This is a genomic window from Phytopseudomonas straminea, assembly GCF_900112645.1.
In the GTDB taxonomy this organism is placed as follows: domain Bacteria; phylum Pseudomonadota; class Gammaproteobacteria; order Pseudomonadales; family Pseudomonadaceae; genus Aquipseudomonas; species Aquipseudomonas straminea.
The window spans coordinates 25,259-49,054 of sequence record NZ_FOMO01000001.1; the positions used below are offsets into that span (position 1 = coordinate 25,259).

A 23,796-nucleotide genomic window follows, 5' to 3' on the forward strand; every position below is an offset into this window, starting at 1 on the left:
GCGGGCATGGCCCACTCCCACAGGGCAGACTCCAATGCCTGGCGCTCACTCTGCGGCCGCTGCACTTGAGATTGAATCGAAAGGCCGGAACAGGCTCCAGGCTCGAAATGTACGCATAAAAAAACGGAGCCCTTAGGCTCCGTTTTTCATAGCAGCGCTTACTGCGCCAGCTTCTTGTGCCGTACCCGATGCGGCTGGGCGGCGGCGTCGCCGAGGCGTTTCTTGCGGTCGGCTTCGTACTCGGTGTAGTTGCCTTCGAAGAAGATCACGCCGTCATCCTCGTAAGAGAGGATGTGGGTCGCCACGCGGTCCAGGAACCAGCGATCGTGAGAGATCACGATGGCGGCGCCAGGGAAGTCCAGCAGTGCTTCTTCCAGCGAACGCAGGGTTTCCACGTCGAGGTCGTTGGACGGTTCGTCGAGCAGCAGGACGTTGGCGCCCTCCTTCAGGGTCAGGGCCAGGTGCAGACGGCCACGCTCACCACCGGAGAGGTCCTTGACGAACTTCTGCTGGTCGGCGCCCTTGAAATTGAAGCGACCCACGTAACCGCGGGACGGAACTTCGTAGTTGCCGATCTTGATCATGTCCAGGCCATCGGACACCGCTTCCCAGACGGTCTTGCTGCCGTCGAGGTCTTCGCGGCTCTGGTCGACGCAGGCCAGTTGCACGGTTTCACCGATCTCGATGCTGCCCGAGTCCGGGGTTTCCTTGCCCATCAGCATGCGGAACAGGGTCGACTTACCGGCACCGTTACCACCGATCACGCCGACGATGGCGCCCTTGGGTACGCTGAACGACAGGTCTTCGACCAGTACGCGGTCGCCGTAGCCCTTGGTGACGTTCTTGAACTCGATGACCTTGTCGCCCAGGCGCGGACCGGCCGGGATGTAGATCTCGTTGGTCTCGGCGCGTTTCTGGAATTCCTGGGACTGCATTTCCTCGAAGCGCTGCAAGCGAGCCTTGGATTTCGACTGGCGGGCCTTGGCGCCTTTGCGCACCCACTCCAGCTCTTCCTTCATGGCCTTCTCGTGGGCCGACTGCTGCTTGGACTCCTGGGCCAGACGGTCGGATTTCGCTTCCAGCCAGCCGGAATAGTTGCCTTCGTACGGAATGCCCGCGCCGCGGTCGAGTTCCAGGATCCAGCCGGCGACGTTATCGAGGAAGTAACGGTCGTGGGTGATCGCCACCACGGTGCCCGGGAAGTCGTGCAGGAAGCGCTCCAGCCAGGCCACCGAGTCGGCGTCCAGGTGGTTGGTCGGCTCGTCGAGCAGCAGCATGTCGGGGGCCGACAGCAGCAGACGGCACAGGGCCACACGGCGCTTCTCGCCACCGGACAGGTGCTCGATCTTCGCATCCCAGGCTGGCAAGCGCAGGGCGTCGGCGGCGACTTCCAGCTGACGCTCCAGGTTGTGACCATCGCTGGCCTGCAGGATGGCCTCGAGCTTGGCCTGCTCGGCAGCCAGCTTGTCGAAGTCGGCATCCGGCTCGGCATAGGCGGCGTAGACTTCGTCGAGGCGCGCCTGGGCGTCCTTGACCACGCTGACCGCTTCCTCGACCACTTCACGCACGGTCTTGCTCGGGTCCAGCTGCGGCTCCTGGGGCAGGTAACCGACGTTGATGTCCGGCATCGGCCGGGCTTCACCGTCGAATTCCTTGTCCACGCCCGCCATGATGCGCAGCAGGGTCGATTTACCGGCGCCGTTGAGGCCCAGCACACCGATCTTGGCGCCCGGGAAGAACGACAGGGAGATGTTCTTGAGGATCTCGCGCTTCGGCGGCACGACCTTGCTCAGCCGATGCATGGTGTAGACGTATTGAGCCAAAATTCAGACCTCACTAATAAATGGCGACGATGGCGCGCACCCTATGCCAAGACGCCGCCTCACGCAAACGGATAAATGCCGCACTGGCTGGGGCGTCGAGCTGCAACGCGCAACGGCATGCACGGCAATGACCGGCACAGACTACAGTACAGCGATGACCGGGTATTTTCGGCGATCTGCACGCGACTAGGAAGAGCCTCCAATGCAGGACATTCGTCGCTTTGGCTGGCACTTAGCCACATTTATGGCATGCTAGCCGACTTGGGAAGCGGACGTCCCTGTTTAACCTTTATTAGCGCATAACCTGCTTACCCGACCTCGCCGTTGCAGGACGTCATCACGTGTCAGCTGCCGAAACCATTCGCCCTCAACGCGATACCACGATCACGCCCATGCGTCGCTCCCTCAAAGGCGCCCTGGTGGTGCTGGTGCTCGGCCTGCTGGTGCTCCTGTTCTGGCAGATGCAGTTCGAGTTCCGCCAGCTCAAGGACAACCAGCGCACGCTCAGCCTGGCCGTCAGTGAACAGCTGGCCAAGCAACTGAGCCTGAACATGGCATCGCTGGCCAACGCTGGCGCTGCGGTCCTGCGGGCCACCCGCGGGCCGGCCGACTCGTTCGAACAGCAACAGCGCTATCTGGACAATCTGCGCGTGGTCTTCCCGACACTGCAGCGCCTCGTCCACCTGGATGCCAGCGGTCAGCCACGCCCCGGCAGCCCCATGCCGCCGGCCGAGCAGGCATTGCTCGCCGAGCTGATCGGTCGCACCGGCCAGCACAGCTATTACTACGTCTTCGACCCTATCGATGGTGGCCACCTCGACCTGCTGCTGCGCGAGGACGACGGCTACTGGGTAGTACGGCTGCACGCCGGCGCCCTGGGCAGTTGGCTGCCCAACGGTACCCAGGAAGATGTGTCCTGGCAGCTTGAAGACACTACCAGCCTCCGTGTCATCGCCGATTCGCGCGGCGCCATGGCCGGGGAACGCAACTTTCCCATGATCACCGCGGCCAACCAGGCGCAAACCATCGTGCTGCAGGATCTGCCGGGTTCCGACTGGCAGCTGCGCGCGATGCTCGACGAGGCCAGGGTGCAGGCCCGGGTGTTGCCGGAAATGCTCGGCAAGATCCTGCTGTTCACCCTGTGCAGCCTGCTCACCCTGTTCGCCCTCTATCGCCTGGTGCGTGAACAGGGCCATTTGCACGAACTCAATGCCGCTTCGCGGCGCTCCCTGCACCAGGCCGCCAGCGCCCTGGGTGCCATCGAGGAGCGAGTGCTGGTCACCGACGTCACCGGCCGGCTGACCTACCTCAACCCCCAGGCCGAAACCATGTTCGGCGTGAGTGCCCCGGACGCCGGCCAGTGGCACCTGTTCGAACTGCTGCCGAGTCTCAACCCGCTGCTGCTGCACGCCACCGCCTTTCGCAGCGACGAAGGTCCCGACCTGGTGGAGATCCGCCTGCACAACCAGAGCCGCCTGTTCACCGTCACCCGCAGCGACCTGCGCGACGCATCGCGCCTGCTGGGCTTCGTCTGGGTGCTGCGCGACGTCACCGAGCAACAGCAGGCGACCCGCGTGTTGCAGGAAACCCGCCGCCGCTACCAGGATATTTTCGATGGCACCGGCACGGCGCTGTGCGTGCTGGACCTGGCCGGCCTCTATCACTTTCTGCGCGAGCAGGGCCTGAAGAATGGCGCTGAGCTGATCCCCTGGCTGGAAGCCAACCCGCAGCGTCATGGCGAACTGCTGCAGCACATGCGCTTCACCGAAACCAACCAGATCGCCCTGCGCCTGCTTGGCGTCAGCAATACCGAGCAGGCGTGGGAGCAGCTGATCAATCGCGGCTCGGTGCGCGCCCAGGGCTTCCGCGCCCAGCTCAGCGCCGCCCTGCTCGATGGTGGCGGCCACCTGGAACTGGAAAGCCATATAGACGGCGACAATGGCATTACCCGCCACCTGTGGCTGGTGATGCGCCTGCCGGAAAGCCCCGAGGACCTGCACGCCGTCGCCCTGAGCATCAGCGACATCAGCAGCCGCAAACGCATGGAGCTGTCGCTGGTCGAGCGCGAGCGCTTCTGGGCCGAGGTGGTGCGCGCGGTACCGGACACCCTCTACGTCACCGATCTGGCCACACAGACGATCCTGTTCAGCAACCATGACATCGCCAGCCGCTTGGGCTACGAAGCCGGCAGCCTGACCAACCAGATCGACCGGTGGTGGCGGCAGGTCATCCATCCCGACGATCATGAGCAGCTAGAACGTGCACGCAATATGCAACGCGTGCTTGCCAACGGCGTACCGCTCGAGTCCCAGGCCCGCGTGCGCCACCGCGATGGCTCCTGGCGCTGGTTCAGCATCAGCGAGCAAGCCCTGGCCCGTGATGCCAATGGCTGGGTCAGCCGCCTGATCAGCGTGGCCCGAGATATTACCGGGCAGATCGCCCGCAACGAATCGCTGCGCGAGAACGAGCACCGTTACCGCATGCTCGCCGAAAGCATCAGCGATGTGATTTTCTCCACCGACAGCCAGCTGAACCTCGACTACGTCAGCCCCTCGGTGCAGACCGTACTGGGCTACCCGCCCGCCTGGGTGCAGGCCCATGGTTTCGGCAGCCTGGCTACCAACCCGCAGCAACTCGGCGCGGTCTACGCGCTGCTCGGGCGCATCCGTAGCGCCCTTGGCGTGCATCAGCAAATGCACGAGCTGCGCCAGACCCTCACACCGCAACTGTTCATCGTCGACTTCCTGCGTGCCGACGGCCGCAAGATTCCCATGGAGCTGCGCCTGGTGCCAATGTGGGACGATAACGGCAAGTTCGAAGGTCTGCTCGGCGTGGGCCGCGACGTGGCCCAACAACGCCGTGCCGAGAAAGACCTGCGCATGGCCGCGACGGTCTTCGAGCACTCTACGGCGGCGATTCTGGTCACCGACCCGGCGGGCTACATCGTGCAGGTCAACAACGCCTTCAGCCGGGTCAGCGGCTACAACGCCGAGCAGGTGCTCGACCAGTTACCGGGCATGCTAACGGCCGACAGCCAGCAGAGCACCCACCTGCATTACGTCCTTACCCAGCTGCGCCAGCGCGGCACCTGGGAGGGCGAAATCTGGCTCAAACGCCGCGATGGCGAGAACTTCCCGGCGTGGGTCGGCATCACCGCTGTCCATGACGAGGAAGGCGACCTGGTCAGCTACGTGTGCTTCTTCAGCGACATCAGCGAGCGCAAGGCCAGCGAACAGCGCATCCATCGCCTGGCCTACTACGACGCCCTGACCCAGTTGCCCAACCGCACGCTGTTCCAGGATCGTCTGCACACCGCTCTGCAGCACGCCGAACGGCACCGCGAGTGGGTGGTGCTGATGTTCCTCGATCTGGACCGCTTCAAGCCGATCAACGATTCCCTCGGCCACGCCGCCGGCGACCGCATGCTCAAGGACGTGGCCGTACGCCTGGCCGCCTGCGTCGGCGAGGACGACACCGTGGCGCGTATGGGTGGCGACGAATTCACCCTGCTGCTACGCTCCAGCGCCAGCCGCGATGCGGCCCTGCACCGCGCCATCCACGTCGCCGAGCAGATTCTCGACAGCCTGGCCCAGGCCTTCGTGCTCGAAGGCCGCGAGTTCTTCGTCACCGCCAGTATCGGCATCGCCCTCGGCCCGCAGGACGGCAACGAGCCGAGCCAGCTGATGAAGAACGCCGACACCGCCATGTACCACGCCAAGGAGCGCGGCAAGAACAACTTCCAGTTCTACCAGGCGGCCATGAACGCCAGCGCCCTGGAGCGTCTGGAGCTCGAAGGCGACCTGCGCCACGCCCTGGAACAGGGCGAATTCCTGCTTCACTACCAGCCGCAGTTCTCCGGCAACGGCAAGCGCCTGACCGGTGTCGAGGCGCTGCTGCGCTGGCAGCACCCCAAGCGCGGCCTGGTGTCACCCAGTGCGTTCATCCCGGTGCTCGAAGAACTCGGCCTGGTGGTACAGGTCGGCGACTGGGTGCTGACCGAGGCGTGCCGTCAGCTGAACATCTGGCACCACAACAAGATCCGCGTGCCCAAGGTGTCGGTGAATCTCTCGGCGCGCCAGTTCAGCGACGGCGACCTGCGCCAGCGCATCGAACGCATCCTCGTCGAGAGCCGCATTCCGGCCGCGTGCCTGGAGCTGGAGCTGACCGAAAGCATCCTCATGCAGGACGTTGGCGCCGCGCTGCAGACCCTCACCGACCTGAAGAATCTCGGGGTATGCATCGCCATCGACGACTTCGGCACCGGCTACTCGTCGCTCAATTACCTCAAGCAATTCCCCATCGACGTACTGAAGATCGACCGCAGCTTCGTCGACGGCCTGCCCCACGGCGAGCAGGACGGGCAGATCGCCCGCGCCATCATCGCCATGGCCCACAGCCTGAACATGTCGGTGATCGCCGAAGGCGTGGAAACCCAGGAGCAGCTCGATTTCCTGCGCACCTACGACTGCGACGAGGTGCAGGGCTACCTGCTGGGCCGGCCCATGCCCGCCCATCGCTTCGAGGCGCAGTTCTGCGGGCGCAGCCTGTTCATGCTCGAGTGACGGCACGGCAAGCGGCGTCGAGAACCTGCTCACGATCTTTTTAGGCGACATTACAGAGGCTGCTACTAGGCAGAAGCGGCCGTTCGCGTAACCCGTAGGAGGGGCTTCAGCCCCGAGCTTTTTATCAAGGCAAACAAAGAGCTCGGGGCTGAAGCCCCTCCTACAAATACTCCGTTCACCGACCGCTCCCGCCACTTTGCAGTCAAAGCGCTGAAGTCGAGCCGAAAGATCGTGAACAGGCGCAGCGTGAGCGCCACTTGTCCCGCTCATGACCACGCTTCATATGCCTGGCCAGCCTGGATGCGGTAGAATCCGCCCCCTCTTTACTCCGCCCAGCTGACTTTCAGGGGATTGCCATGTTCAGCCGTGATTTGACCATTGCCAAGTACGACGCCGAGCTCTTCGACGCCATGCAGCAAGAAGCTCTGCGCCAGGAAGAGCACATCGAGCTGATCGCCTCGGAAAACTACACCAGCCCAGCAGTGATGGAAGCCCAGGGCAGTGTGCTGACCAACAAGTACGCCGAGGGCTACCCGGGCAAGCGTTACTACGGTGGTTGCGAGCACGTCGACGTGGTCGAGCAACTGGCCATCGACCGCGCCAAGCAGCTGTTCGGCGCCGACTACGCCAACGTCCAGCCGCACGCAGGTTCGCAAGCCAACGCGGCGGTGTACCTGGCCCTGCTCAGCGCCGGTGACACCATCCTGGGCATGAGCCTGGCCCACGGCGGCCACCTGACCCACGGTGCCAGCGTTTCCTCCTCCGGCAAGCTGTACAACGCCGTGCAGTACGGCATCGACGGCAACGGCCTGATCGACTACGACGAAGTCGAGCGCCTGGCCGTCGAGCACAAGCCGAAGATGATCGTTGCCGGTTTCTCGGCTTACTCCCAGGTGCTGGACTTCGCGCGCTTCCGCGCCATCGCCGACAAGGTCGGTGCCTATCTCTTTGTTGATATGGCGCATGTTGCGGGTCTGGTTGCCGCTGGTGTGTACCCGAACCCGGTGCCGTTCGCCGACGTGGTCACCACCACCACCCACAAGACCCTGCGCGGCCCGCGCGGCGGCCTGATCCTGGCGAAGAAGAACGAAGAGATCGAGAAGAAGCTCAACTCCGCGGTCTTCCCGGGTGCCCAGGGCGGTCCGCTGGAGCACGTCATCGCCGCCAAGGCGATCTGCTTCAAGGAAGCGCTGCAGCCTGAGTTCAAGGCTTACCAGCAGCAGGTGGTGAAGAACGCCCAGGCGATGGCCGAAGTGTTCATCGAGCGCGGCTTCGACGTGGTGTCCGGCGGCACCCAGAACCACCTGTTCCTGCTCTCGCTGATCAAGCAGGACATCTCCGGTAAGGACGCCGACGCCGCGCTGAGCAAGGCCTACATCACCGTCAACAAGAACTCGGTGCCTAACGACCCGCGTTCGCCGTTCGTGACCTCGGGCCTGCGCTTCGGTACCCCGGCCGTCACCACCCGCGGCTTCAAGGAAACCGAGTGCCGCGAGCTGGCTGGCTGGATCTGCGACATCCTCGCCGACCTGAACAATGACGCGGTGATCGACGCCGTGCGCGAGAAGGTCAAGGCCATCTGCGCCAAACTGCCGGTTTACGGCAAGTAAGCGCCAGCGCTGCGATAGAGAGCCCGGCTGATGCCGGGCTTTTTTATGCCTGCGGGAAAATGTGCTGGCGACAAGCCCACTCCCGCGTGGCCCCCGCCCGCGGGGCGAATGGTGGCCACGCCACAATACCGCTACGTGCCAACCATCGCTTCGCGCAGCGGGCGACGCTCCCACAAAAAAGCGGCCACCCCACCATCGCGCAGGAGCCCCGACCCAGGGCGGGTGGCCGTCACAACGAAAAAACCGCGCAATGGCGCGGTTTCTTCGGCGGGTCTTTCCAACGGGGTTGCGCGGCTAGGCCGCTTCCATCAACGCGATGCTGCAGCCGGTGCAGCCGCCGCCGTGCACGGCGACCCGGCACCCAGGCCAGCAGTCATGCTCTCGACGTTATTGAGCACGTTGTTGCCCTGGTTGACGCGCTGGGCCTTTTCGGCGGCGTCCACGCGCTGGGCATAGGTGGTGGAGGTGCCTTGCAAGCTCTGCTGGGTTTCCAGCACCGAGTTGGCGATGCTCAGCAGGCTACGCCCCGAGGCGATCAGGCTGTCCGACGTGCTCGGCGTGCACGGCGCGGCACCGTTGGCCACCTGGGAGCTGTGCAGGCCCTGGCTTTGCGTGTTCTGTGGCAGGCAGCCAGCGAGCGTCGCCAGCATTGGCACGACGAGCAGAGCCCCAATCGTTCCGTTGATGTTCATCTAGAATCCCTCGGTCACTGGGCTCCGGCCCGTGCCGAAGCGATGGCGGGATTCTAGGAAGCGGGTTGGCACACCGAAATAGCACAGGTGTGCTAGAGGCACTTTGCTCCCTGGCGCGCGCCTTGCGCAGCTACGCAGCAGCGGCCTATGGTGGCCGGATATCCGCGTTAGCACACAGGGAACCGTCATGCTGGCCACTGCCTCGCCTACCTACGATGTCGAACGTGCCCAGGCCGTCGTGCGCCTGATCATCGCGCCGATCGCGATCTGCTACACCCTGCTGATGCACCTGCGCTCGGCCATCGACCCCACGCTGGCCGGCTGGATTCTGCTGCTCGAGTGCCTTTTCCTGGCCGCCTCACTGGCCCTGTGGATCGACATCCGTCGACGCCCCGGCCACTACCCGGTGCGCCGTGTGCTGACCATGCTCAGCGACTACACCTGTATCACCGTAACCATCGGCTTTGGCGGCGAACCGATGCTGCCGGTCTACGCCATCCTGATCTGGGTCACGGTGGGCTACGGCCTGCGCTATGGCTCCAGCTACCTGCTGCTGGCGACCATCCTGGCCACCCTGTCGCTGGCGATGATCGCCAGCGTCTCGGCTTACTGGCAGTCGCAGCCCTACCTGATCATCACCCTGCTGCTCACTACCCTGATGGTGCCGGCCTACATGCACGCCCTGCTCAAGCGCTCGCGCCTGGCCGCCGAAGCCGAGCAGGCCGCCAATCGTGCCAAGTCGCAGTTCCTCGCTCAGGCCAGCCACGACCTGCGCCAGCCCATCCACTCCATCAGCCTGTTCACCGCCTGCCTGCGCGACAGCCGCCTGGATGGCGAGCAGCACCGCCTGGTGGAGAACATCGACAAGTCCCTGAACAGTGTCGCCCGGCTGTTCCGTACGATTCTGGACATGTACTCGCTGGACAGCGGCAAGGTGGTCGCCCATATGGAGCCGCTGCCGCTAAGAGGCCTGCTACGCCAGTTGATCCAGCAAAACACCGAGGCGGCGCGCTGGGCCGGTGTGGAGATCCGTCTGCACTGCCAGGACGTATACGTGCATGCCGACCAGAGCCTGCTGACCACCATGCTGCAGAACCTGCTCACCAACGCGCTCAAGTACGCGCCCGGTCAGCCCGTGCTGATCGGCTGCAGGCGGCGCGGCGCAAGTCTTTCCATCGAGCTTTACGACAAGGGTCGCGGTATCGCCGAGGCGCATCTGGAAAACATCTTCGAGGAGTTCTACCGCGTGCGGCAGACCCGCGACAGCGACGTGGAAGGCATGGGCCTGGGGCTGACCATCGTGCGCCGCCTGGGCAAACTGATGGACCTGCAAGTGCGCATCCGCTCGGTGGAAGGCAAAGGCACCCTGGCGGCCATCGACGGCCTGCAGCTGGCGAGCGCGCCGGTCCAGCAGGCGACAGCGCAAGCGTCCAAGCCGCAGGCGCCGAGCATGCTCAACGGCCTGCGCATCTGCCTGATCGAGGATGACCACAACGTGCTGCTGGCCACCGCCACCTTGCTGAAGAAATGGGGCTGCGTGGTCGACACCTACACCTCGCTGCCCGACGTGGCGGCTGATATCGACCTGGTGGTGACCGACTTCGACCTCGGCCTGGAAGCCTCCGGCGCCGACTGCATCGCCCACGTGCGCGCCCTCGCCGCCCGCCAGGTGCCGGCCATCATCATGACCGGCCACGATGTACGCCGCGTGCAGGAAGCGGTGGGTGATGACCAGATACCGATTCTTTCCAAACCCGTGCAGCCGGCAGAACTGCGCTCGCTGCTGGTGGCCCTGAAGCTCAAGGCCCAGGCGGCCTAGGACGCCTAGCGCAGCCCGGCCTTGGCGCCCATGGCCGCTGCCGCCGCACGGCTGCCCACATCCAGCGTGCGCATCAGTGCCGACACATGGATACGCACGGTAAAGGGCGAGATATCCAGCTCGCGGGCGATTTCCTTGTTGGCCAGGCCGCGCACCAGCAGGCGCAGCACGTCCTGCTGGCGTGGCGTGAGTTGCTCCAGCAGATGCCGCGCCTCGGCGAAGGCCGGCACCCCGGCCGGCCCCAGGGTCAGCACGAACTCGCCGTCACGCACCGCCTGCAACGCCTCGGCGATCTCGTCGGGCGGCGTCGCCTTTCCGATAAAGCCGTCTGCGCCTGACGCCATCACCTCGTCGATCAACTCGCGATTGTCGACCATCGACACGATCACGATGGAGCTGCGCGTGAAGCGCTGGCGCAACGCGCCAATGGCCTCTGGCGACTGCCCGGGGAACAGCAGGTCGAGCATGAACAGGCTGGGCGGCGCGCCGGCCGCGGCCTGGGCCAGCACCTCGTCCATATCGCCGGCTTCGAGAATGCAGGCATGGGGAAACACCCGCTGCACGATGCGGCTCAGACCCTCACGGAAAACCGGATGGTCATCGGCCACGATGATGCGCTCTTGTGGCGGGCGTTCGAGGATGGGGTAAGTGTCGGTCATGGGCTCAGACTAAGGTCATATACCCAGCGCATGCCAGCACTGGTTCACAGACTGGAGCGATGGGCTGCTTGCAACTAGCGCAACGTCGACGGCAACCGCGAGCGCCCACTGCAAAACGGGGCGAACCGCTTACGTGGCTCGCCCGATTGCCGTTGCCTTACCAGCCCATATTGAAATGGATGCCCGGGCTGAAGCCGAAGCGCGGATCGGCGACGATCAGCTCATCCTTACCCTTCTCCCTGGCAACACGCACCTTCAAAGATTGCGGCTCGACGAGCTTATCCAGCGACGCCCGGCTTGCTGCCTTGAGAATTTCCGGGTTCTTCACCCATTCATCGACGCTGGCCGGGGCCACGGTGAAGCTCACGGTCCAGGCACCGGAGAGGGCTGGCGGCAGGTCGCGCTCGGCCTCTTCGTCGATGACCTTGATATCGCTGATCTGGTAGCTGTCCGTGTAGCAGAAGCCGGAGCGCTCGGCATCGTATTCGGCCTGGCCCTTCTCGGTCAGCTGATAACCATCGGCGCTCTGGGCGATGAAGCCGATGTCTTCGAACGGCCGGGTGATGGCGCCGTTCTTGCTGGCCATGTCGGGCGGAATCGGGAAGCTCTTGAACAGCGTCGAGGTGGCGCAGCCTTTGCTGGAAATGCTGTCGGCCAGCGTTTTGGAAATTTCCGACTCCGACGGCGCGCTTTGCCCACAGGCGGAGATCAGGGCAGACAGAGTGACGAGGGTTAGCAAGCGTTGCAAAGTGGGCATCCTTTTCGAGGGTGTATGCAGTCGGCGCGCACCTGAGGAGACTCAGGTCTGCCGCTCCGATGCTACAGACAGCATCGCACTGCAATTGTTACCAAGATTTGCTGCGGGCCTTTGGCCGCGCGCGCGCCCTCACTCGCGCCGCAGGAAATGCACGCTGAACAACTGCGCCGGATCGCGCCACATGGCCACCGACACGAAGCCGCATTCGCCAGCCAACGCACGGAAAGCGCCAGGCGTGTACTTGTAGAAATTCTCGGTGTGCAGGGTTTCGCCGGCGGCGAACTCGAACACCCGATCCTCGATGCGTACCTGCTGCTTATCGCGGCTGACCAGGTGCATCTCGATACGCGAGGCCTGCTCGTTGTAGAACGCCCGGTGCTCGAAGCGCTGCGGGTCGATGTCGCTGTCCAGTTCGCTGCGGATGCGCTCGAGCAGGTTGAGGTTGAACAGCGCGGTGACCCCGGCTGCATCGTTGTAGGCACGCTCCAGCACACCGCGGTCCTTGACCAGATCCACGCCGATCAACAAACCGCTGCCGGCCGGTAGTGCCTGATGCAGGTTGCGCAGAAAGGCCCGCGCTTCGTGGGAGTCGAAATTGCCGATGCTCGACCCTGGGAAGAACGCCAGCGGCCGTTGCCCCAATGCCTCGGCGGGCAGCTTTAGCGGTTGGCTGAAGTCGGCGCACAGGGCGTGCACGTCCAGCCAACGGTAATCGGCGGCCAGGCGGCGCGTGCAGATATCCAGAAACTCGCGGGAGATATCGATGCCCAGGTAACGCGCCGGGCGTAGGGCCTCGAGCAGCAGGCGAATCTTGCGGCTGGCGCCACTGCCCAGCTCCACCAGGCTGGCGTTGCGCCCGGCCAGTTCGGCGATGGCGTCCGCCGCCAGGCGCAGGATGGTTTCCTCGGTGCGCGTCGGGTAGTACTCCGGCTGCTGGCAGATCAGCTCGAACAGTTGCGAGCCGCGGTGATCGTAGAAGAACTTCGGCGACATCGCCTTCGGACTGGCCGCGAAGCCGCGCAGGGCCTCGTCACGCAGCGCCTGCTGCTCGAGGTTCTGGGGGTGTTCGTGGGTACGGATTGCCAGTGCCATGCTCAGAGCTCCTTGGCCAGGCGCAGGCCGGAGAACTGCCAACGCATGGTGGGGTAGAAGAAGTTGCGGTAGGTGGGGCGCACGTGGTCTTCCGGCGTGGCGCAACAGCCGCCGCGCAACACCATCTGCCCGGACATGAACTTGCCGTTGTACTCACCCAGGCTGCCGCCCAATGGACGAAAGCCGGGGTACGGCCGGTAGGCGCTGGCGGTCCACTCCCACACATCGCCATACAGCTGCTGCAGGCAATCACCGGCCCCCGCCGCTACCGGCTGCAGGTGATCGTTCTCTACGAAGTTGCCCCACACAGGCTCGTCCTGGGCGGCGATTTCCCACTCTTCCTCGCGAGGCAATCGCGCCTGGGCCCAGGTGGCGAAAGCCTCGGCCTCGAAGTAGCTGAGGTGGCAGACCGGCGCAGCCAGATCCAGCTCACGCGGCCCGCCGAGGGTCAGCTCCAGCCAGTCGTCGCCCTCGCGTTCCCAGTAAAGCGGCGCCTGCCAGCCGGCGCGCTGGATGTGGTCCCAACCGTCCGCCAGCCAAAGCGCGGTGCTGCGGTAACCACCATCGCGAATGAACTCAAGATATTCACCATTGCTCACCGGCCGGTTAGCCAACTGGAAGGCCTCGGCGAACACCCGGTGCTGCGGCCGCTCGCAATCGAAGGCAAAGCCCTCGCCGCTAAAACCGACCTGGCGCAGCCCGGCGGGAAACTCGATCCAGCGCAGCTCGCTCGCCTGACCGCCGCCGGGCTTGAGGTCATGCCGGTAAACCGGCCGCAGCGGGTTCTGCGCCAGGATGTGCTTGATATCCATCAACAGCAGCTCCTGATGCTGCTGCTCGTGCTCCAGCCCCAGCTCGATGCGCTGCAACACCTCGTCGGGCAACTCAGCACCGCGCTGGCCGAACAGCTGCTCCATGGCCAGATCGACATGGCTGCGATAGGCATACACCTCGCTCACCGTCGGCCGCGACAACACCCCCCGCCGCGCCCGCTCGAAGGGCGTGCCGTGGGTCTTGTAGTAGGAGTTGAAGAGATGGTCGTAGCGCTCGTCCAGCGGGCGATAATCCGCCAGGAATGGCTGCAATATGAAGGCCTCGAAGAACCAGGTGACATGAGCTAGATGCCACTTGGGCGGGCTCACGTCCGGCATGCTCTGGATCACATGATCCTCGGCCTCCAGCGGCTCGCAAAGCCGCTCACTGGCAGCGCGTACGCGCTGGTAACGCTGCCAGAGCTGTTCGACGTGCAGTGGTGAAGTGGCGATCCTGCTGGTGCGGTCTCGCATAACACGCATCCTGTGCCGGCGCCGCGAAACGCGACGGTTCTAGAGCCGACTGGATGGGGGTGGGAAAGGTTCAGAGAAAGTGGCTGGGTGGCGACGATGAGTAGTCGGCAATGGGGAGAAAGCCGCGCAATGCGCGGCTTTGAAGGTGGTGGGCCCACACGGACTCGAACCGTGGACCAAAGGATTATGAGTCCTCTGCTCTAACCAACTGAGCTATAGGCCCCCAGAAGGCTGGCGGAGTATACCGATGCACTTCGCCGAGTGCCAATCCGATGCGCCACGGCTTGCTGGAACGCCCGAAAGGGTTCATTGGATGACAAACGATTGCGCGCCCGCGCGCAGCAAAACCGCGTGCAATCCCCCCGCCGTTTTGTTCATAATTTGCACGACGTTCCTATCCCGCCGTGCCACCACGCTGACGATACGAGCCCAACCAGCCTAGCCGGGCCCGCACCTTGACGAGTCAGACCTCCAAGATCACTTACCTCAGACGCCTGGTCGCGATCATGACCAGTGTGGTGGGTTTGGCCGTGGTGGTGCTCACTTTCCTGCAGGTCGAATGGGACAGGCGTGAGTCGCTGCGCCAGCATGTCGCCGATATGGAGAACCTGTCGGCGGCACTGACCCGCCAGGCAGAATCGACCATTCGTGATGCCCATGCCGTGCTGCTTGGCATGCAGCGCAAGTTGCAGGTCTCCGGTTATGGCCCCGAGAGCCTGAACGAGGTGCTGGAGGTGGCGCGGGCGCAGTCGGCGATCCTGACAGACGTGCAGGGCTTCACGGTACTCGATGCCAATGGCCGGCCCCTGGTCACCACGGTGCGCAACCCTATCACCAGTTACTCTGCCCTGGATCGCGAGTACTTCCTCGTGCATCGCAATAATCAGGTCAGCGGCTTGTACATTGGCCCGCCGGTGAAGAGCCGCATGAGTGGCGAGTGGGTGATTTCCCTGTCCATGCGGCTGAGCGATGCCAGTGGCGAGTTTCACGGCGTAGTGATGGCGACGCTACTGGTCCAGCATTTCGTGGACTTTTACCAGACCATCGACCTGGGCAGCCAGGGTGTGATCGGCATGGCCAAGCGCGACGGCACCTTGTTGGTCAGGTCGAAGGATTCGGACCAACACGCCGGTCTGAACATGTCCAGCAGCCCACTGCTGCGCAAGGTGAACGAAGAGGGCGTGACGCGCGGCAGCCTGGTGCTCACAGCGATGATCGACGGCGTGAGGCGTATCTACGGCTTCGATACCAGCGATGAATACCCGATTCTGGTGGCTGCTTCACTCGGTGAAGAGGAGGCGATGGCCGCCTGGCGCAGCCGCTCGCTGCAGAACTGGTCGCTGGCTGCCTGTGTACTGGTCATCCTGTTTTCCATGGGCTGGCTGATCTGGCGTGCGCTCGGTCGCCAGGGCCGCATGGAAGCACGGCTGCAGAGCATGCACCGGGATCTGGCGCTGGCCAACCATGCGCTGGAAATCATGGCCGGCGAGGATGCCCTGACCGGCCTGGCCAACCGCCGCCGCCTGGATGAAGCATTGCGCGCGGCCTTCCAGTCCGCCGCCGCTCAGGGCCAGCCGCTGTCGTTCGTGCTGCTGGATGTGGACCACTTCAAGCGCTTCAACGACCAGTACGGCCACCCGGCCGGCGACGAGGCGCTCAAGCAGGTGGCGGCGGTGCTCAAACGCCACGCCAAGCGCAACGCGGATACCACCGCGCGCTACGGCGGCGAAGAACTGGCGCTGATCCTGCCAGGCGCGGAAAGCACGGCAGCGATGGCCGTGGCCGAGCGTATCCGCGCTGACGTCGAGGCGTTGGCGATCGCCAACCAGGGTTCGCCCTACGCCAATCTCACCTTGAGCATTGGCGTCGCCTCTTGTACTCCCGGGCAGGCGATACAGACGCCCGCCGACCTGGTCGCCGCAGCCGACGTCGCCCTCTATGCCGCCAAAAGTGCCGGCCGCAACCGCGTGAACCTCGCCGCACAGCCCGTCTGACAGGCACTGCAGCCATGCCCAGCTTTTTGCTGGGCAACGACTACAAAAACGCTAATTTCGCTATCCCCCACCTCTGAACACAATGGCCTCAACGCACGAACGGCTCGTGCCGGCCAGGGCCATCCCTGTGCATGGGCGCCGGGCCTCCTTCAGAGGGACGCAACGATGGCTGTTGAAACAACCCGAACAGACACCCTGGTGGTGGGCGCCGGCCAGGCCGGCGTGGCGATGAGCGAGCACCTGACCAAACTCGGCGTGCCGCACCTGGTGCTGGAACGCGAACGCATCGCCGAGCGCTGGCGCACCATGCGCTGGGATTCGCTGGTCGCCAACGGCCCGGCCTGGCACGACCGCTTCCCCGGGCTGGAGTTCGACATCGACGACGACGCCTTTCCAGGCAAGGAACAGGTGGCGGCCTACTTCGAAGCCTATGCGCGCAGCTTCAATGCGCCGATCCACACCGGCGTGGAAGTGCACAAGGTTCGCCGCAACGCCAATCGCCCCGGCTTTACCGTGGAAACCTCCGAAGGCGTGATCGAAGCCAATCGCGTGGTGGCCGCCACCGGCCCCTTCCAGCGCCCGGTGATTCCGGCCATCGCCCCGCAGGATGAACGCCTCACGCAGATCCATTCCGCCGAGTACCGCAACCCGCAGCAACTGCCCGCCGGCGCCGTGCTGGTGGTGGGCGCCGGCTCCTCGGGCACGCAGATCGCCGATGAGCTGATGCAGTCTGGCCGTCAGGTTTACCTGTCCGTCGGCGCCCATGACCGGCCGCCACGCAGCTACCGCAACCGGGACTTCTGCTGGTGGCTGGGCGTGCTTGGCGAGTGGGACCAGGAGACGCCGAAAGCCGGCCGCGAGCACGTGACCATCGCGGTCAGCGGCGCCTATGGCGGCAAGACCATCGACTTCCGCCGCCTGGCTCACCAGGGCATGACGCTGGTCGGCCTGACCCGCTCGTTCGACAACGGCGTGGTGCAGTTCGCCGACGATCTGGCCGACAACATCCGCCGCGGTGACGAGAACTATCTGGCGCTGCTCGATGCGGCGGACGCCTACGTGAAACGCAACGGCCTCGACCTGCCGGAGGAACCCGAAGCGCGCATCATCCCGACCGATCCCGCGTGTATGAACGAGCCGCTGCGCGAGCTGGACCTGATCGCGGCCGGCGTGACGTCGATCATCTGGGCGACCGGCTTCGCTACCGACTTCAGCTGGCTGGAAGCCGACACCTTCGATGCCAACGGCAAGCCCCAGCACCAGCGCGGCGTGTCCCGCGAGCCGGGCATCTATTTCCTCGGCCTGCCGTGGCTGTCGCGCCGTGGCTCGTCGTTCATCTGGGGCGTATGGCACGACGCCAAGCACGTCGCCGACCACATCGCCACGCAGCGCAAATACACCGCCTACCGCGATGCCGAGCAGCGCCAGGCCGCAGCCCCCGTCACCCGCCTGCAGGGAGTCAAGTGATGCCCACCCATACCCGTATCCGCATGTTCAACACCAAGGACACCTACCCCAACCAAACCCTGGACAACGACCTCTGCCAGGCCGTGCGCGCCGGCAACACGGTGTACGTACGCGGCCAGGTCGGCACCGACTTCGACGGCAACCTGGTCGGCCTCGGCGACCCGCAGGCGCAGACCGAGCAGGCGATGAAGAACCTCAAGCAGTTGCTCGAAGAAGCCGGCAGCGACCTGTCCCATATCGTCAAGACCACCACCTACATCATCGACCCGCGCTACCGCGAGCCGGTGTACAAGGAGGTCGGCAAATGGCTCAAGGGCGTGTTCCCGATTTCCACCGGGCTGGTGGTCTCGGCCCTCGGCCAGCCGCAGTGGCTGATGGAGATCGACGTGATCGCGGTGATCCCGGACGACTGGCCAGCCCAATAAGGAGGCGTGCATGACCTTTTCCATCGTCGGACGCTGCCCGGAAACCGGCCAGCTGGGCATCGCCATCAGCTCGTCGAGCATCGCCGTCGGCGCGCGCTGCCCCTGGCTGCGTGCCGGCGTCGGTGCGGTGGCCACCCAGAACGTCACCCTGCCAGCCCTCGGCCCGCAGATTCTCGATCTGCTCGAGCAGCAGGCATTGGAGCCAGGCGACGCCTTGCAGCGCGCCCTCGGCGCCAATGGCTGGAGCCAGTATCGCCAGGTGACGGTGATCGACAGCCAGGGCCGCACCGCCCTGTTCAGCGGCAAGGAAGCGCTGGGCCTGTACAACGCGGTGGCCGGCGAGCAGTGCGTGGCAGCCGGCAATCTGCTGGCGAGCGAGGCGGTGATCCAGGCCATGGTCGAGGCCTTCAAGAACGCCAGCGGGCAACTGGCCGACCGCCTGCTCGCCGCCATGCACGGGGCGATGGCCGCCGGCGGCGAGGCCGGCCCGGTGCACTCGGCGGCGCTCAAGGTGGTGGGCGACCTGGTGTGGCCGATCATCGACCTGCGGGTCGATTGGGCGGACGAAGACCCCATCGGCCAGCTCGACGGTCTGTGGCAGGCCTACCGGCCGCAGATGCAGGATTACCTGACCCGCGCCCTCGACCCGACGGCGGCGCCAAGCTACGGAGTGCCGGGCGATGAATGAGCCAACCAGCCGCGCCCTGCTCGAGCGGCTGATCGGCTTTGCCACGGTCAGCCGTGATTCCAACCTGGAGCTGATCGAATTCATCCGCGAGTACCTGGCGGGCTTTGGCGTGGACAGCGAGCTGTTCCATAACGCCGAAGGCACCAAGGCCAACCTGTTCGCCACCATCGGCCCGCAGGATCGCGGCGGCGTGGTGCTGTCCGGCCATACCGACGTGGTGCCGGTCGACGGCCAGGCCTGGACGGTCGAACCGTTCCAGTTGAGCGAACATGACGGGCGCCTGTACGGCCGCGGCACTGCAGACATGAAAGGCTTCATCGCCTGCGTGCTGGCCGCGGTACCGAGCCTCGTGCAACGCCCGCTGCAGGTGCCGGTGCACCTGGCGTTTTCCTATGACGAGGAAGTCGGCTGCCTGGGCGTGCGCTCGATGCTCGCCGAGCTGGAAAAACGCCCGCACAAACCCACCCTGTGCCTGATCGGCGAGCCGACCGAACTCAAGCCGGTACTCGGCCACAAAGGCAAGCTGGCGATGCGTTGTGAAGTGCACGGCGCGGCCTGTCACTCGGCCTACGCGCCCTACGGCGTGAACGCCATCGAATACGCGGCGCGGCTGATCGGCCACCTGGGCGAAATCGGCGCACGCCTGGCCCAGCCCGAGCACCACGATGCGCGCTTCGATCCGCCCTTCTCCACCGTGCAGACCGGCGTGATCAAGGGCGGCCGCGCCCTGAACATCGTGCCGGCCGAATGCGAATTCGATTTCGAGGTGCGCGCACTGCCGGGCTTCGACGCCCAGCGCGTTCCGGACGAGCTGCAGCGCTACGCCGCCGAGCAATTGCTGCCGAAGATGCAGGCGGTGAGCGCCGCCAGCGATATCCGCCTGCACCCCCTGAGCGCCTACCCGGGCCTCGCCACACCGCCCGACAGCGAAGCGGCTCGCTTGCTGGCCAGGCTCTGCGGCTCGAGCGACTTCGGCACCGTGGCCTTCGGCACCGAAGGCGGCCTGTTCGACGGTGCCGGCATCCCCACCGTAGTCTGCGGCCCCGGCAGCATGGACCAGGGCCACAAGCCCGACGAGTTCGTCAGCCTGGAACAGCTGCATGGTTGCGATGCGCTGCTCCAGTGCTTGGCGGATTACCTCTGCGACCCGGGCTGAACCGCAACCTGTAGCCCGATGTTGAGCAACGCGATACCCGGGGCATGTTCCCTGGGTGTCGCTGCGCTCGACCCAGGCTACGACCAATGTGGGAGCGCGCCATGCGCGCGAAAAAATCGCGGGCATGGCCCGCTCCCACAGGTGTAGATGCTGATATGAGTAGCTCGTAGGATGGGTGAAACCCATCAACACTGCTGAACACCACCGGTAGCCTGGGTTGAGCAACGCGATACCCAGGACATTTTCCCGGGTGTCGCTGCGCTCGACCCGAGCTACCCGAGCACCGCCCTATTGCGCAGCTTGCTCGCTCAGTTCGCCCAACCGCTCCCGGCAAAAATCCACGAACAGCTGCGCCGGTTTGGTCAGTTGCCCGCGTTTGAGGCGCGCCGCCACCAGCCCGGAGGTGGCCACCGGCTCGGCGATGTCCACAGTGACCACGCGCTTGCCATCGTAGGTGCATTCGGAGTGCGGCTTGGTGACCAGCAGGGAGAAGCCGAAGCCCTGGCCGACCATGCCGCGCACCATTTCGATGGACGGTGAGCTGAAGACGATATTGGGCGTCAGCCCCAGTTCGTGAAACAGGCTGACGAAGTAGGTTCGGCTGGGTTGCACGTCGAGCAGGATCATCGGCTCCAGGCACAGGTCGCGCAGCGATACCAAGGCCTGGCCGGCGAAACGGTGCTGCTCGGGCAGCAGCACGTAGGGTTTCTGCGGCGGCATCAGCGGCTCGGTGGCGATGGTGCCGTCGAGGTCGTGCTCGTAGAGAAACGCCAGGTCGAACGAGCCAGCGGTCAGGCCCTGCACCAGCTCCTGCTGCTCGCCATCGCGAATGCGGATGTCCACGCCCGGGTAGCGTTCGCGAAAGCCGGCGATCAGTTGCGGCAGGTACAGCGGCGCGACGGTTTCGAAGCAGCCGATGTCGATTTGCCCGGCGACGATGTCGTTGTCGGCCAGGGCGTTCTGCTCGAACTCGCGGGCCATGCGCAGCAGTTGCTGGGCCTTCTCGTAGAAGCGCGCGCCGCTGGGCGTCAGCGACACGCCCTGGGCGTGATGGCGAATGAACAGCTGCACGCCGAAGCTTTCTTCCAGCCCCTTGATCGCCGTGGAGATTGACGGCTGGGCGATATACAGCTGGCGCGACGCCTCGGCCACGCTGCCCGCCTCCACCGTGGTGACGAAGTACTTGAGTTGCCGCAGGGTATAGGAAGCCACGTGTCCGATCTCAGCGTGATAACGGCTAGGGTCTGTTGGCGTTTCACGCACGGCCGCGCCGGAGCCCGTTTTGCCGCGAGGCAAGGCACGAGCCGCGAAGTTTAGCTGGCTAAATGAGCCGGCGAGAAACGCAGCATCGCGGTAAAACGGGCCCGGCCCTTCGGGTGGGGCCGCCTAGGTTGCGCGGGAAATCTCGCCATGCGTTGTTGGAGGACTTGGCAAGGGAACACCATTCCCTGCGTCCTCCGCCTAGCGGATCGCCGCCCGGCCTGGCGAGATTTCTCGCTGCAACGCGGCTCGCGCTGAAACGTCAACAGACCCTAACACCTTACTCCAACACGGCGCCCTGGCGGGGCTCTGCCTTGCAAAGGTTTTTCGTAAGTCCCGAGCATATTTTTACTAATTTTCCTGCGCGCCGGACTGACGCACCATGGCCCTCACCTGAACGACAGTTCCCGCCCAGCCCGCACTCAGGGCGGCACAACAACAAAGATTCTGCTGACGCGTGACACAACGCGCAGCTTCGCCGCTTCGGCCCTACTGCCCCTGTTCCAACTAAAACGAAAAAACAGCGAGGGAGTTTCCATGTTCAAGCACTTGCGTCCATCCATCCGCACCGCCATCGGTCTGTCCCTGCTGGCTGGTGCCAGCAACGCGGCGCTGGCCGCCGACAGCCTCACGGTGATCTCCTTCGGCGGCGCCACCAAGGTCGCGCAGACCGCCGCCTACTTCAAACCCTTCGAGCAGAGCGGCGCCGCCCGCGTGGTGGCCGGCGAGTACAACGGCGAACTGTCCAAGGTCAAAGCCATGGTCGATGTCGGCCAGGTGACCTGGGATGTGGTCGAGGTGGAAAGTCCGGAGCTGCAGCGCGGCTGCGAAGAGGGCCTGTTCGAGCGCATCGACCCGGCCATTCTCGGCGATGCCAACCAGTACATTCCCGGCACCGTGAGCGAGTGCGGCGTGGCCACCTATGTGTGGTCGATGGTGATGGCCTACAACGGCGAAAAACTGAAAACCGCACCCACTTCCTGGGCAGATTTCTGGGATCTGGAGAAATTCCCCGGCAAGCGCGGCTTGCGCAAGAGCGCCAAGTACACCCTGGAAGCCGCCCTGCTGGCCGACGGCGTGAGCCGCGAGGACCTCTACAAGGTGCTGGGCACTAAGGAAGGTGTCGACCGCGCCTTCAAGAAGCTGGACGCCATCAAGGGTTCGATCCAGTGGTGGGAAGCCGGCGCGCAACCGCCGCAGTGGCTGCTGGCCGGTGACGTGACGCTGTCCGCTGCCTACAACGGCCGTATCGGCGTGGCCCAGAAGGAAGGCGCCAACCTGAAGATCTCCTGGAACGGCAGCCTGTACGATCCCGAGCACTGGGCCATCGTCAAGGGCAGCCCGAACAAGGCCCTGGCCGAGCGCTTCATCAAGTTCGCCAGCCAGGCCGACACCCAGAAGGTGTTCTCCAGCCAGATCCCCTACGGTCCGGTGCACAAGGAGACGCTGCCGCAACTGCCGGCCGACGTGCAGGCACAACTGCCGACCGCCGAGGCCAACATGGCTAGCGCGCAGCTGGTGAATGCCGAGTTCTGGATCGACCATGGCGAGGAGCTGGAGGAACGATTCAACGCCTGGGCGGCGCGCTAAGCCTCAGCCTGAGTCGCCAAAAAGAAAGGGGCCTCGCGGCCCCTTTTTTTGGTCTCAGGCTCAGTCAGCCTGCACCGTGACCTGCTGCTGTTCACCCAGCCCGGCGATACCCAGCCGGATGGTCTGCCCGGCGCGCAGGAACACCGGGTTGGGCTTGATGCCCAGGCCCACGCCCGGTGGCGTGCCGGTGGAAATCACGTCGCCCGGCTGCAGGCTCATGCAGCGGCTCAGGTAGGCGATCAGTTGCGGTACGTTGAAGATTAGCGTGCGCGTGTTGCCCTGCTGGTAACGATGACCGTCGACCTCCAGCCACATGTCCAGATTGTGCGGGTCGGCGATTTCGTCGCGGGTCACCAGCCAAGGGCCGAGCGGGCCGAAGGTGTCGAAACCCTTGCCCTTGTCCCAGCTGCCGCCGCGCTCGAGCTGCCACTCACGCTCGGACACGTCGTTGATCACGCAATAGCCGGCGACATGGTCCATGGCGTTGGCCTCGTCGATGTAGCGCCCGCCCTTGCCGATCACCACGCCCAGTTCCACTTCCCAGTCGGTCTTGGTCGAGCCGCGGGGAATCTCGACGGCGTCATTGGGGCCACAGATGGCGCTGGTCCACTTGTTGAAGATGATCGGCTCCTTGGGCACGTCCATCCCCGATTCGGCGGCATGGTCGGCGTAGTTGAGGCCGATGCACACGAACTTGCCGACCTGGCCGACGCAGGCGCCAATGCGCGGGTTGCCGGTCACGACTGGCAGGCTGGCCACATCGATCTTCGACAGCGCGGCGAGGCCCGCAGGCGTCAGCACGTCGCCGGCGATATCGGCCACATGCCCGGAGAGGTCACGAATCTGGTTGTCAGCGTCCAGCAGGCCTGGCTTCTCTGCGCCCTTGGCGCCGTAACGTAGCAGTTTCATGTGGGGT

General features: G+C 64.8%; 17 protein-coding genes and 1 tRNA gene. 9 read left to right on the top strand and 9 right to left on the bottom strand.

The window, feature by feature from the left end; translation table 11 throughout:
- Positions 1-158 precede the first annotated feature (158 nt).
- Positions 159-1,823 carry an energy-dependent translational throttle protein EttA gene (gene ettA, locus BM279_RS00105; RefSeq protein ID WP_093499824.1) on the bottom strand — a complete coding sequence of 555 codons (1,665 nt, stop codon included), beginning with the start codon at positions 1,821-1,823 and terminating at the stop codon, positions 159-161.
- Between the two features lie 392 nt (positions 1,824-2,215).
- Here ettA and BM279_RS00110 point away from each other — a divergent pair, with 392 nt between their 5' ends.
- Both BM279_RS00110 and glyA read left to right on the top strand, forming a co-directional pair.
- The gene (locus BM279_RS00110; protein WP_208604497.1) at positions 2,216-6,385 is read left to right on the top strand and encodes a sensor domain-containing protein; all 4,170 of its coding nucleotides are present in this window, start codon (positions 2,216-2,218) and stop codon (positions 6,383-6,385) included.
- 356 nt (positions 6,386-6,741) lie between these two features.
- Positions 6,742-7,995, top strand: coding sequence for a serine hydroxymethyltransferase (gene glyA, locus BM279_RS00115; protein WP_093499827.1), 1,254 nt, complete (start codon positions 6,742-6,744; stop codon positions 7,993-7,995).
- 308 nt (positions 7,996-8,303) lie between these two features.
- On the opposite strand, the gene BM279_RS00120 is transcribed toward glyA, so the two are convergent.
- A complete protein-coding gene (locus tag BM279_RS00120) occupies positions 8,304-8,687 on the bottom strand; it encodes a hypothetical protein (protein WP_093499829.1) in 384 nt (127 codons plus the stop codon).
- A gap of 187 nt (positions 8,688-8,874) precedes the next feature.
- Here BM279_RS00120 and BM279_RS00125 point away from each other — a divergent pair, with 187 nt between their 5' ends.
- Positions 8,875-10,506 carry a hybrid sensor histidine kinase/response regulator gene (locus BM279_RS00125; protein ID WP_093499832.1) on the top strand — a complete coding sequence of 544 codons (1,632 nt, stop codon included), beginning with the start codon at positions 8,875-8,877 and terminating at the stop codon, positions 10,504-10,506.
- Positions 10,507-10,511: 5 nt separating this feature from the next.
- Here BM279_RS00125 and BM279_RS00130 read toward each other — a convergent pair whose 3' ends face one another.
- The 5 genes from BM279_RS00130 to BM279_RS00150 all read right to left on the bottom strand — a co-directional run bounded on the left by BM279_RS00130 (position 10,512) and on the right by BM279_RS00150 (position 14,523).
- Complete coding sequence (locus BM279_RS00130; RefSeq protein ID WP_208604499.1) at positions 10,512-11,165, bottom strand: LuxR C-terminal-related transcriptional regulator; 654 nt, start codon at positions 11,163-11,165, stop codon at positions 10,512-10,514.
- Positions 11,166-11,322: 157 nt separating this feature from the next.
- A complete protein-coding gene (locus BM279_RS00135; RefSeq protein ID WP_093499834.1) occupies positions 11,323-11,913 on the bottom strand; it encodes a uroporphyrinogen decarboxylase/cobalamine-independent methonine synthase family protein in 591 nt (196 codons plus the stop codon).
- Positions 11,914-12,051: 138 nt separating this feature from the next.
- The gene (egtD, locus tag BM279_RS00140; protein WP_093499836.1) at positions 12,052-13,014 is read right to left on the bottom strand and encodes an L-histidine N(alpha)-methyltransferase; all 963 of its coding nucleotides are present in this window, start codon (positions 13,012-13,014) and stop codon (positions 12,052-12,054) included.
- 2 nt (positions 13,015-13,016) lie between these two features.
- Positions 13,017-14,300 carry an ergothioneine biosynthesis protein EgtB gene (gene egtB, locus BM279_RS00145; protein WP_093499838.1) on the bottom strand — a complete coding sequence of 428 codons (1,284 nt, stop codon included), beginning with the start codon at positions 14,298-14,300 and terminating at the stop codon, positions 13,017-13,019.
- Positions 14,301-14,446: 146 nt separating this feature from the next.
- Positions 14,447-14,523: transfer RNA gene (locus BM279_RS00150), tRNA-Ile, on the bottom strand.
- A gap of 283 nt (positions 14,524-14,806) precedes the next feature.
- Between BM279_RS00150 and BM279_RS00155 the strand changes: the two genes are divergently transcribed.
- From BM279_RS00155 to argE, 5 genes are all read left to right on the top strand, one after another.
- Positions 14,807-16,294 (top strand): sensor domain-containing diguanylate cyclase, encoded by a 1,488-nt coding sequence (locus BM279_RS00155; RefSeq protein WP_093499840.1) that lies wholly within the window; start codon positions 14,807-14,809, stop codon positions 16,292-16,294.
- 165 nt (positions 16,295-16,459) lie between these two features.
- Positions 16,460-17,761, top strand: coding sequence for a flavin-containing monooxygenase (locus BM279_RS00160; RefSeq protein ID WP_093499842.1), 1,302 nt, complete (start codon positions 16,460-16,462; stop codon positions 17,759-17,761).
- On the top strand, positions 17,761-18,186 hold the full coding sequence (locus tag BM279_RS00165; protein ID WP_093499844.1) for a RidA family protein: 426 nt from the start codon (positions 17,761-17,763) through the stop codon (positions 18,184-18,186). Before BM279_RS00160 ends, BM279_RS00165 begins: the two co-directional genes overlap by 1 nt.
- Before the next feature lie 10 nt (positions 18,187-18,196).
- Positions 18,197-18,874 (top strand): DUF1028 domain-containing protein, encoded by a 678-nt coding sequence (locus BM279_RS00170; protein WP_093499846.1) that lies wholly within the window; start codon positions 18,197-18,199, stop codon positions 18,872-18,874.
- Entirely contained in the window at positions 18,867-20,030 is a 1,164-nt protein-coding gene (gene argE / locus BM279_RS00175; RefSeq protein WP_093499848.1) for an acetylornithine deacetylase, read from the top strand. The genes BM279_RS00170 and argE overlap by 8 nt, the downstream gene beginning before the upstream one ends.
- A gap of 288 nt (positions 20,031-20,318) precedes the next feature.
- Here argE and BM279_RS00180 read toward each other — a convergent pair whose 3' ends face one another.
- On the bottom strand, positions 20,319-21,242 hold the full coding sequence (locus tag BM279_RS00180; protein WP_093499850.1) for a LysR family transcriptional regulator: 924 nt from the start codon (positions 21,240-21,242) through the stop codon (positions 20,319-20,321).
- Between the two features lie 585 nt (positions 21,243-21,827).
- Between BM279_RS00180 and BM279_RS00190 the strand changes: the two genes are divergently transcribed.
- Positions 21,828-22,880 carry an ABC transporter substrate-binding protein gene (locus BM279_RS00190; RefSeq protein WP_093499853.1) on the top strand — a complete coding sequence of 351 codons (1,053 nt, stop codon included), beginning with the start codon at positions 21,828-21,830 and terminating at the stop codon, positions 22,878-22,880.
- Positions 22,881-22,940: 60 nt separating this feature from the next.
- Here BM279_RS00190 and BM279_RS00195 read toward each other — a convergent pair whose 3' ends face one another.
- Positions 22,941-23,789, bottom strand: a complete 849-nt coding sequence (locus BM279_RS00195) for an ureidoglycolate lyase (protein ID WP_093499855.1) — start codon at positions 23,787-23,789, stop codon at positions 22,941-22,943.
- Positions 23,790-23,796: the final 7 nt, after the last annotated feature.

What these genes read in the sequence shown, in the direction of transcription:
- glyA (WP_093499827.1), top strand. Translation starts at nt 6,742, where the DNA reads ATGTTCAGCCGTGATTTGACCATTGCCAAGTACGACGCCGAGCTCTTC.
- BM279_RS00170 (WP_093499846.1), top strand. Translation starts at nt 18,197, where the DNA reads ATGACCTTTTCCATCGTCGGACGCTGCCCGGAAACCGGCCAGCTGGGC.
- BM279_RS00110 (WP_208604497.1), top strand. Translation starts at nt 2,216, where the DNA reads ATGCGTCGCTCCCTCAAAGGCGCCCTGGTGGTGCTGGTGCTCGGCCTG.
- argE (WP_093499848.1), top strand. Translation starts at nt 18,867, where the DNA reads ATGAATGAGCCAACCAGCCGCGCCCTGCTCGAGCGGCTGATCGGCTTT.
- BM279_RS00195 (WP_093499855.1), bottom strand. Translation starts at nt 23,789, where the DNA reads ATGAAACTGCTACGTTACGGCGCCAAGGGCGCAGAGAAGCCAGGCCTG.
- BM279_RS00155 (WP_093499840.1), top strand. Translation starts at nt 14,807, where the DNA reads ATGACCAGTGTGGTGGGTTTGGCCGTGGTGGTGCTCACTTTCCTGCAG.
- BM279_RS00120 (WP_093499829.1), bottom strand. Translation starts at nt 8,687, where the DNA reads ATGAACATCAACGGAACGATTGGGGCTCTGCTCGTCGTGCCAATGCTG.
- BM279_RS00125 (WP_093499832.1), top strand. Translation starts at nt 8,875, where the DNA reads ATGCTGGCCACTGCCTCGCCTACCTACGATGTCGAACGTGCCCAGGCC.
- egtB (WP_093499838.1), bottom strand. Translation starts at nt 14,300, where the DNA reads ATGCGAGACCGCACCAGCAGGATCGCCACTTCACCACTGCACGTCGAA.
- BM279_RS00190 (WP_093499853.1), top strand. Translation starts at nt 21,828, where the DNA reads ATGTTCAAGCACTTGCGTCCATCCATCCGCACCGCCATCGGTCTGTCC.
- BM279_RS00130 (WP_208604499.1), bottom strand. Translation starts at nt 11,165, where the DNA reads ATGACCGACACTTACCCCATCCTCGAACGCCCGCCACAAGAGCGCATC.
- BM279_RS00160 (WP_093499842.1), top strand. Translation starts at nt 16,460, where the DNA reads ATGGCTGTTGAAACAACCCGAACAGACACCCTGGTGGTGGGCGCCGGC.
- BM279_RS00165 (WP_093499844.1), top strand. Translation starts at nt 17,761, where the DNA reads ATGCCCACCCATACCCGTATCCGCATGTTCAACACCAAGGACACCTAC.
- egtD (WP_093499836.1), bottom strand. Translation starts at nt 13,014, where the DNA reads ATGGCACTGGCAATCCGTACCCACGAACACCCCCAGAACCTCGAGCAG.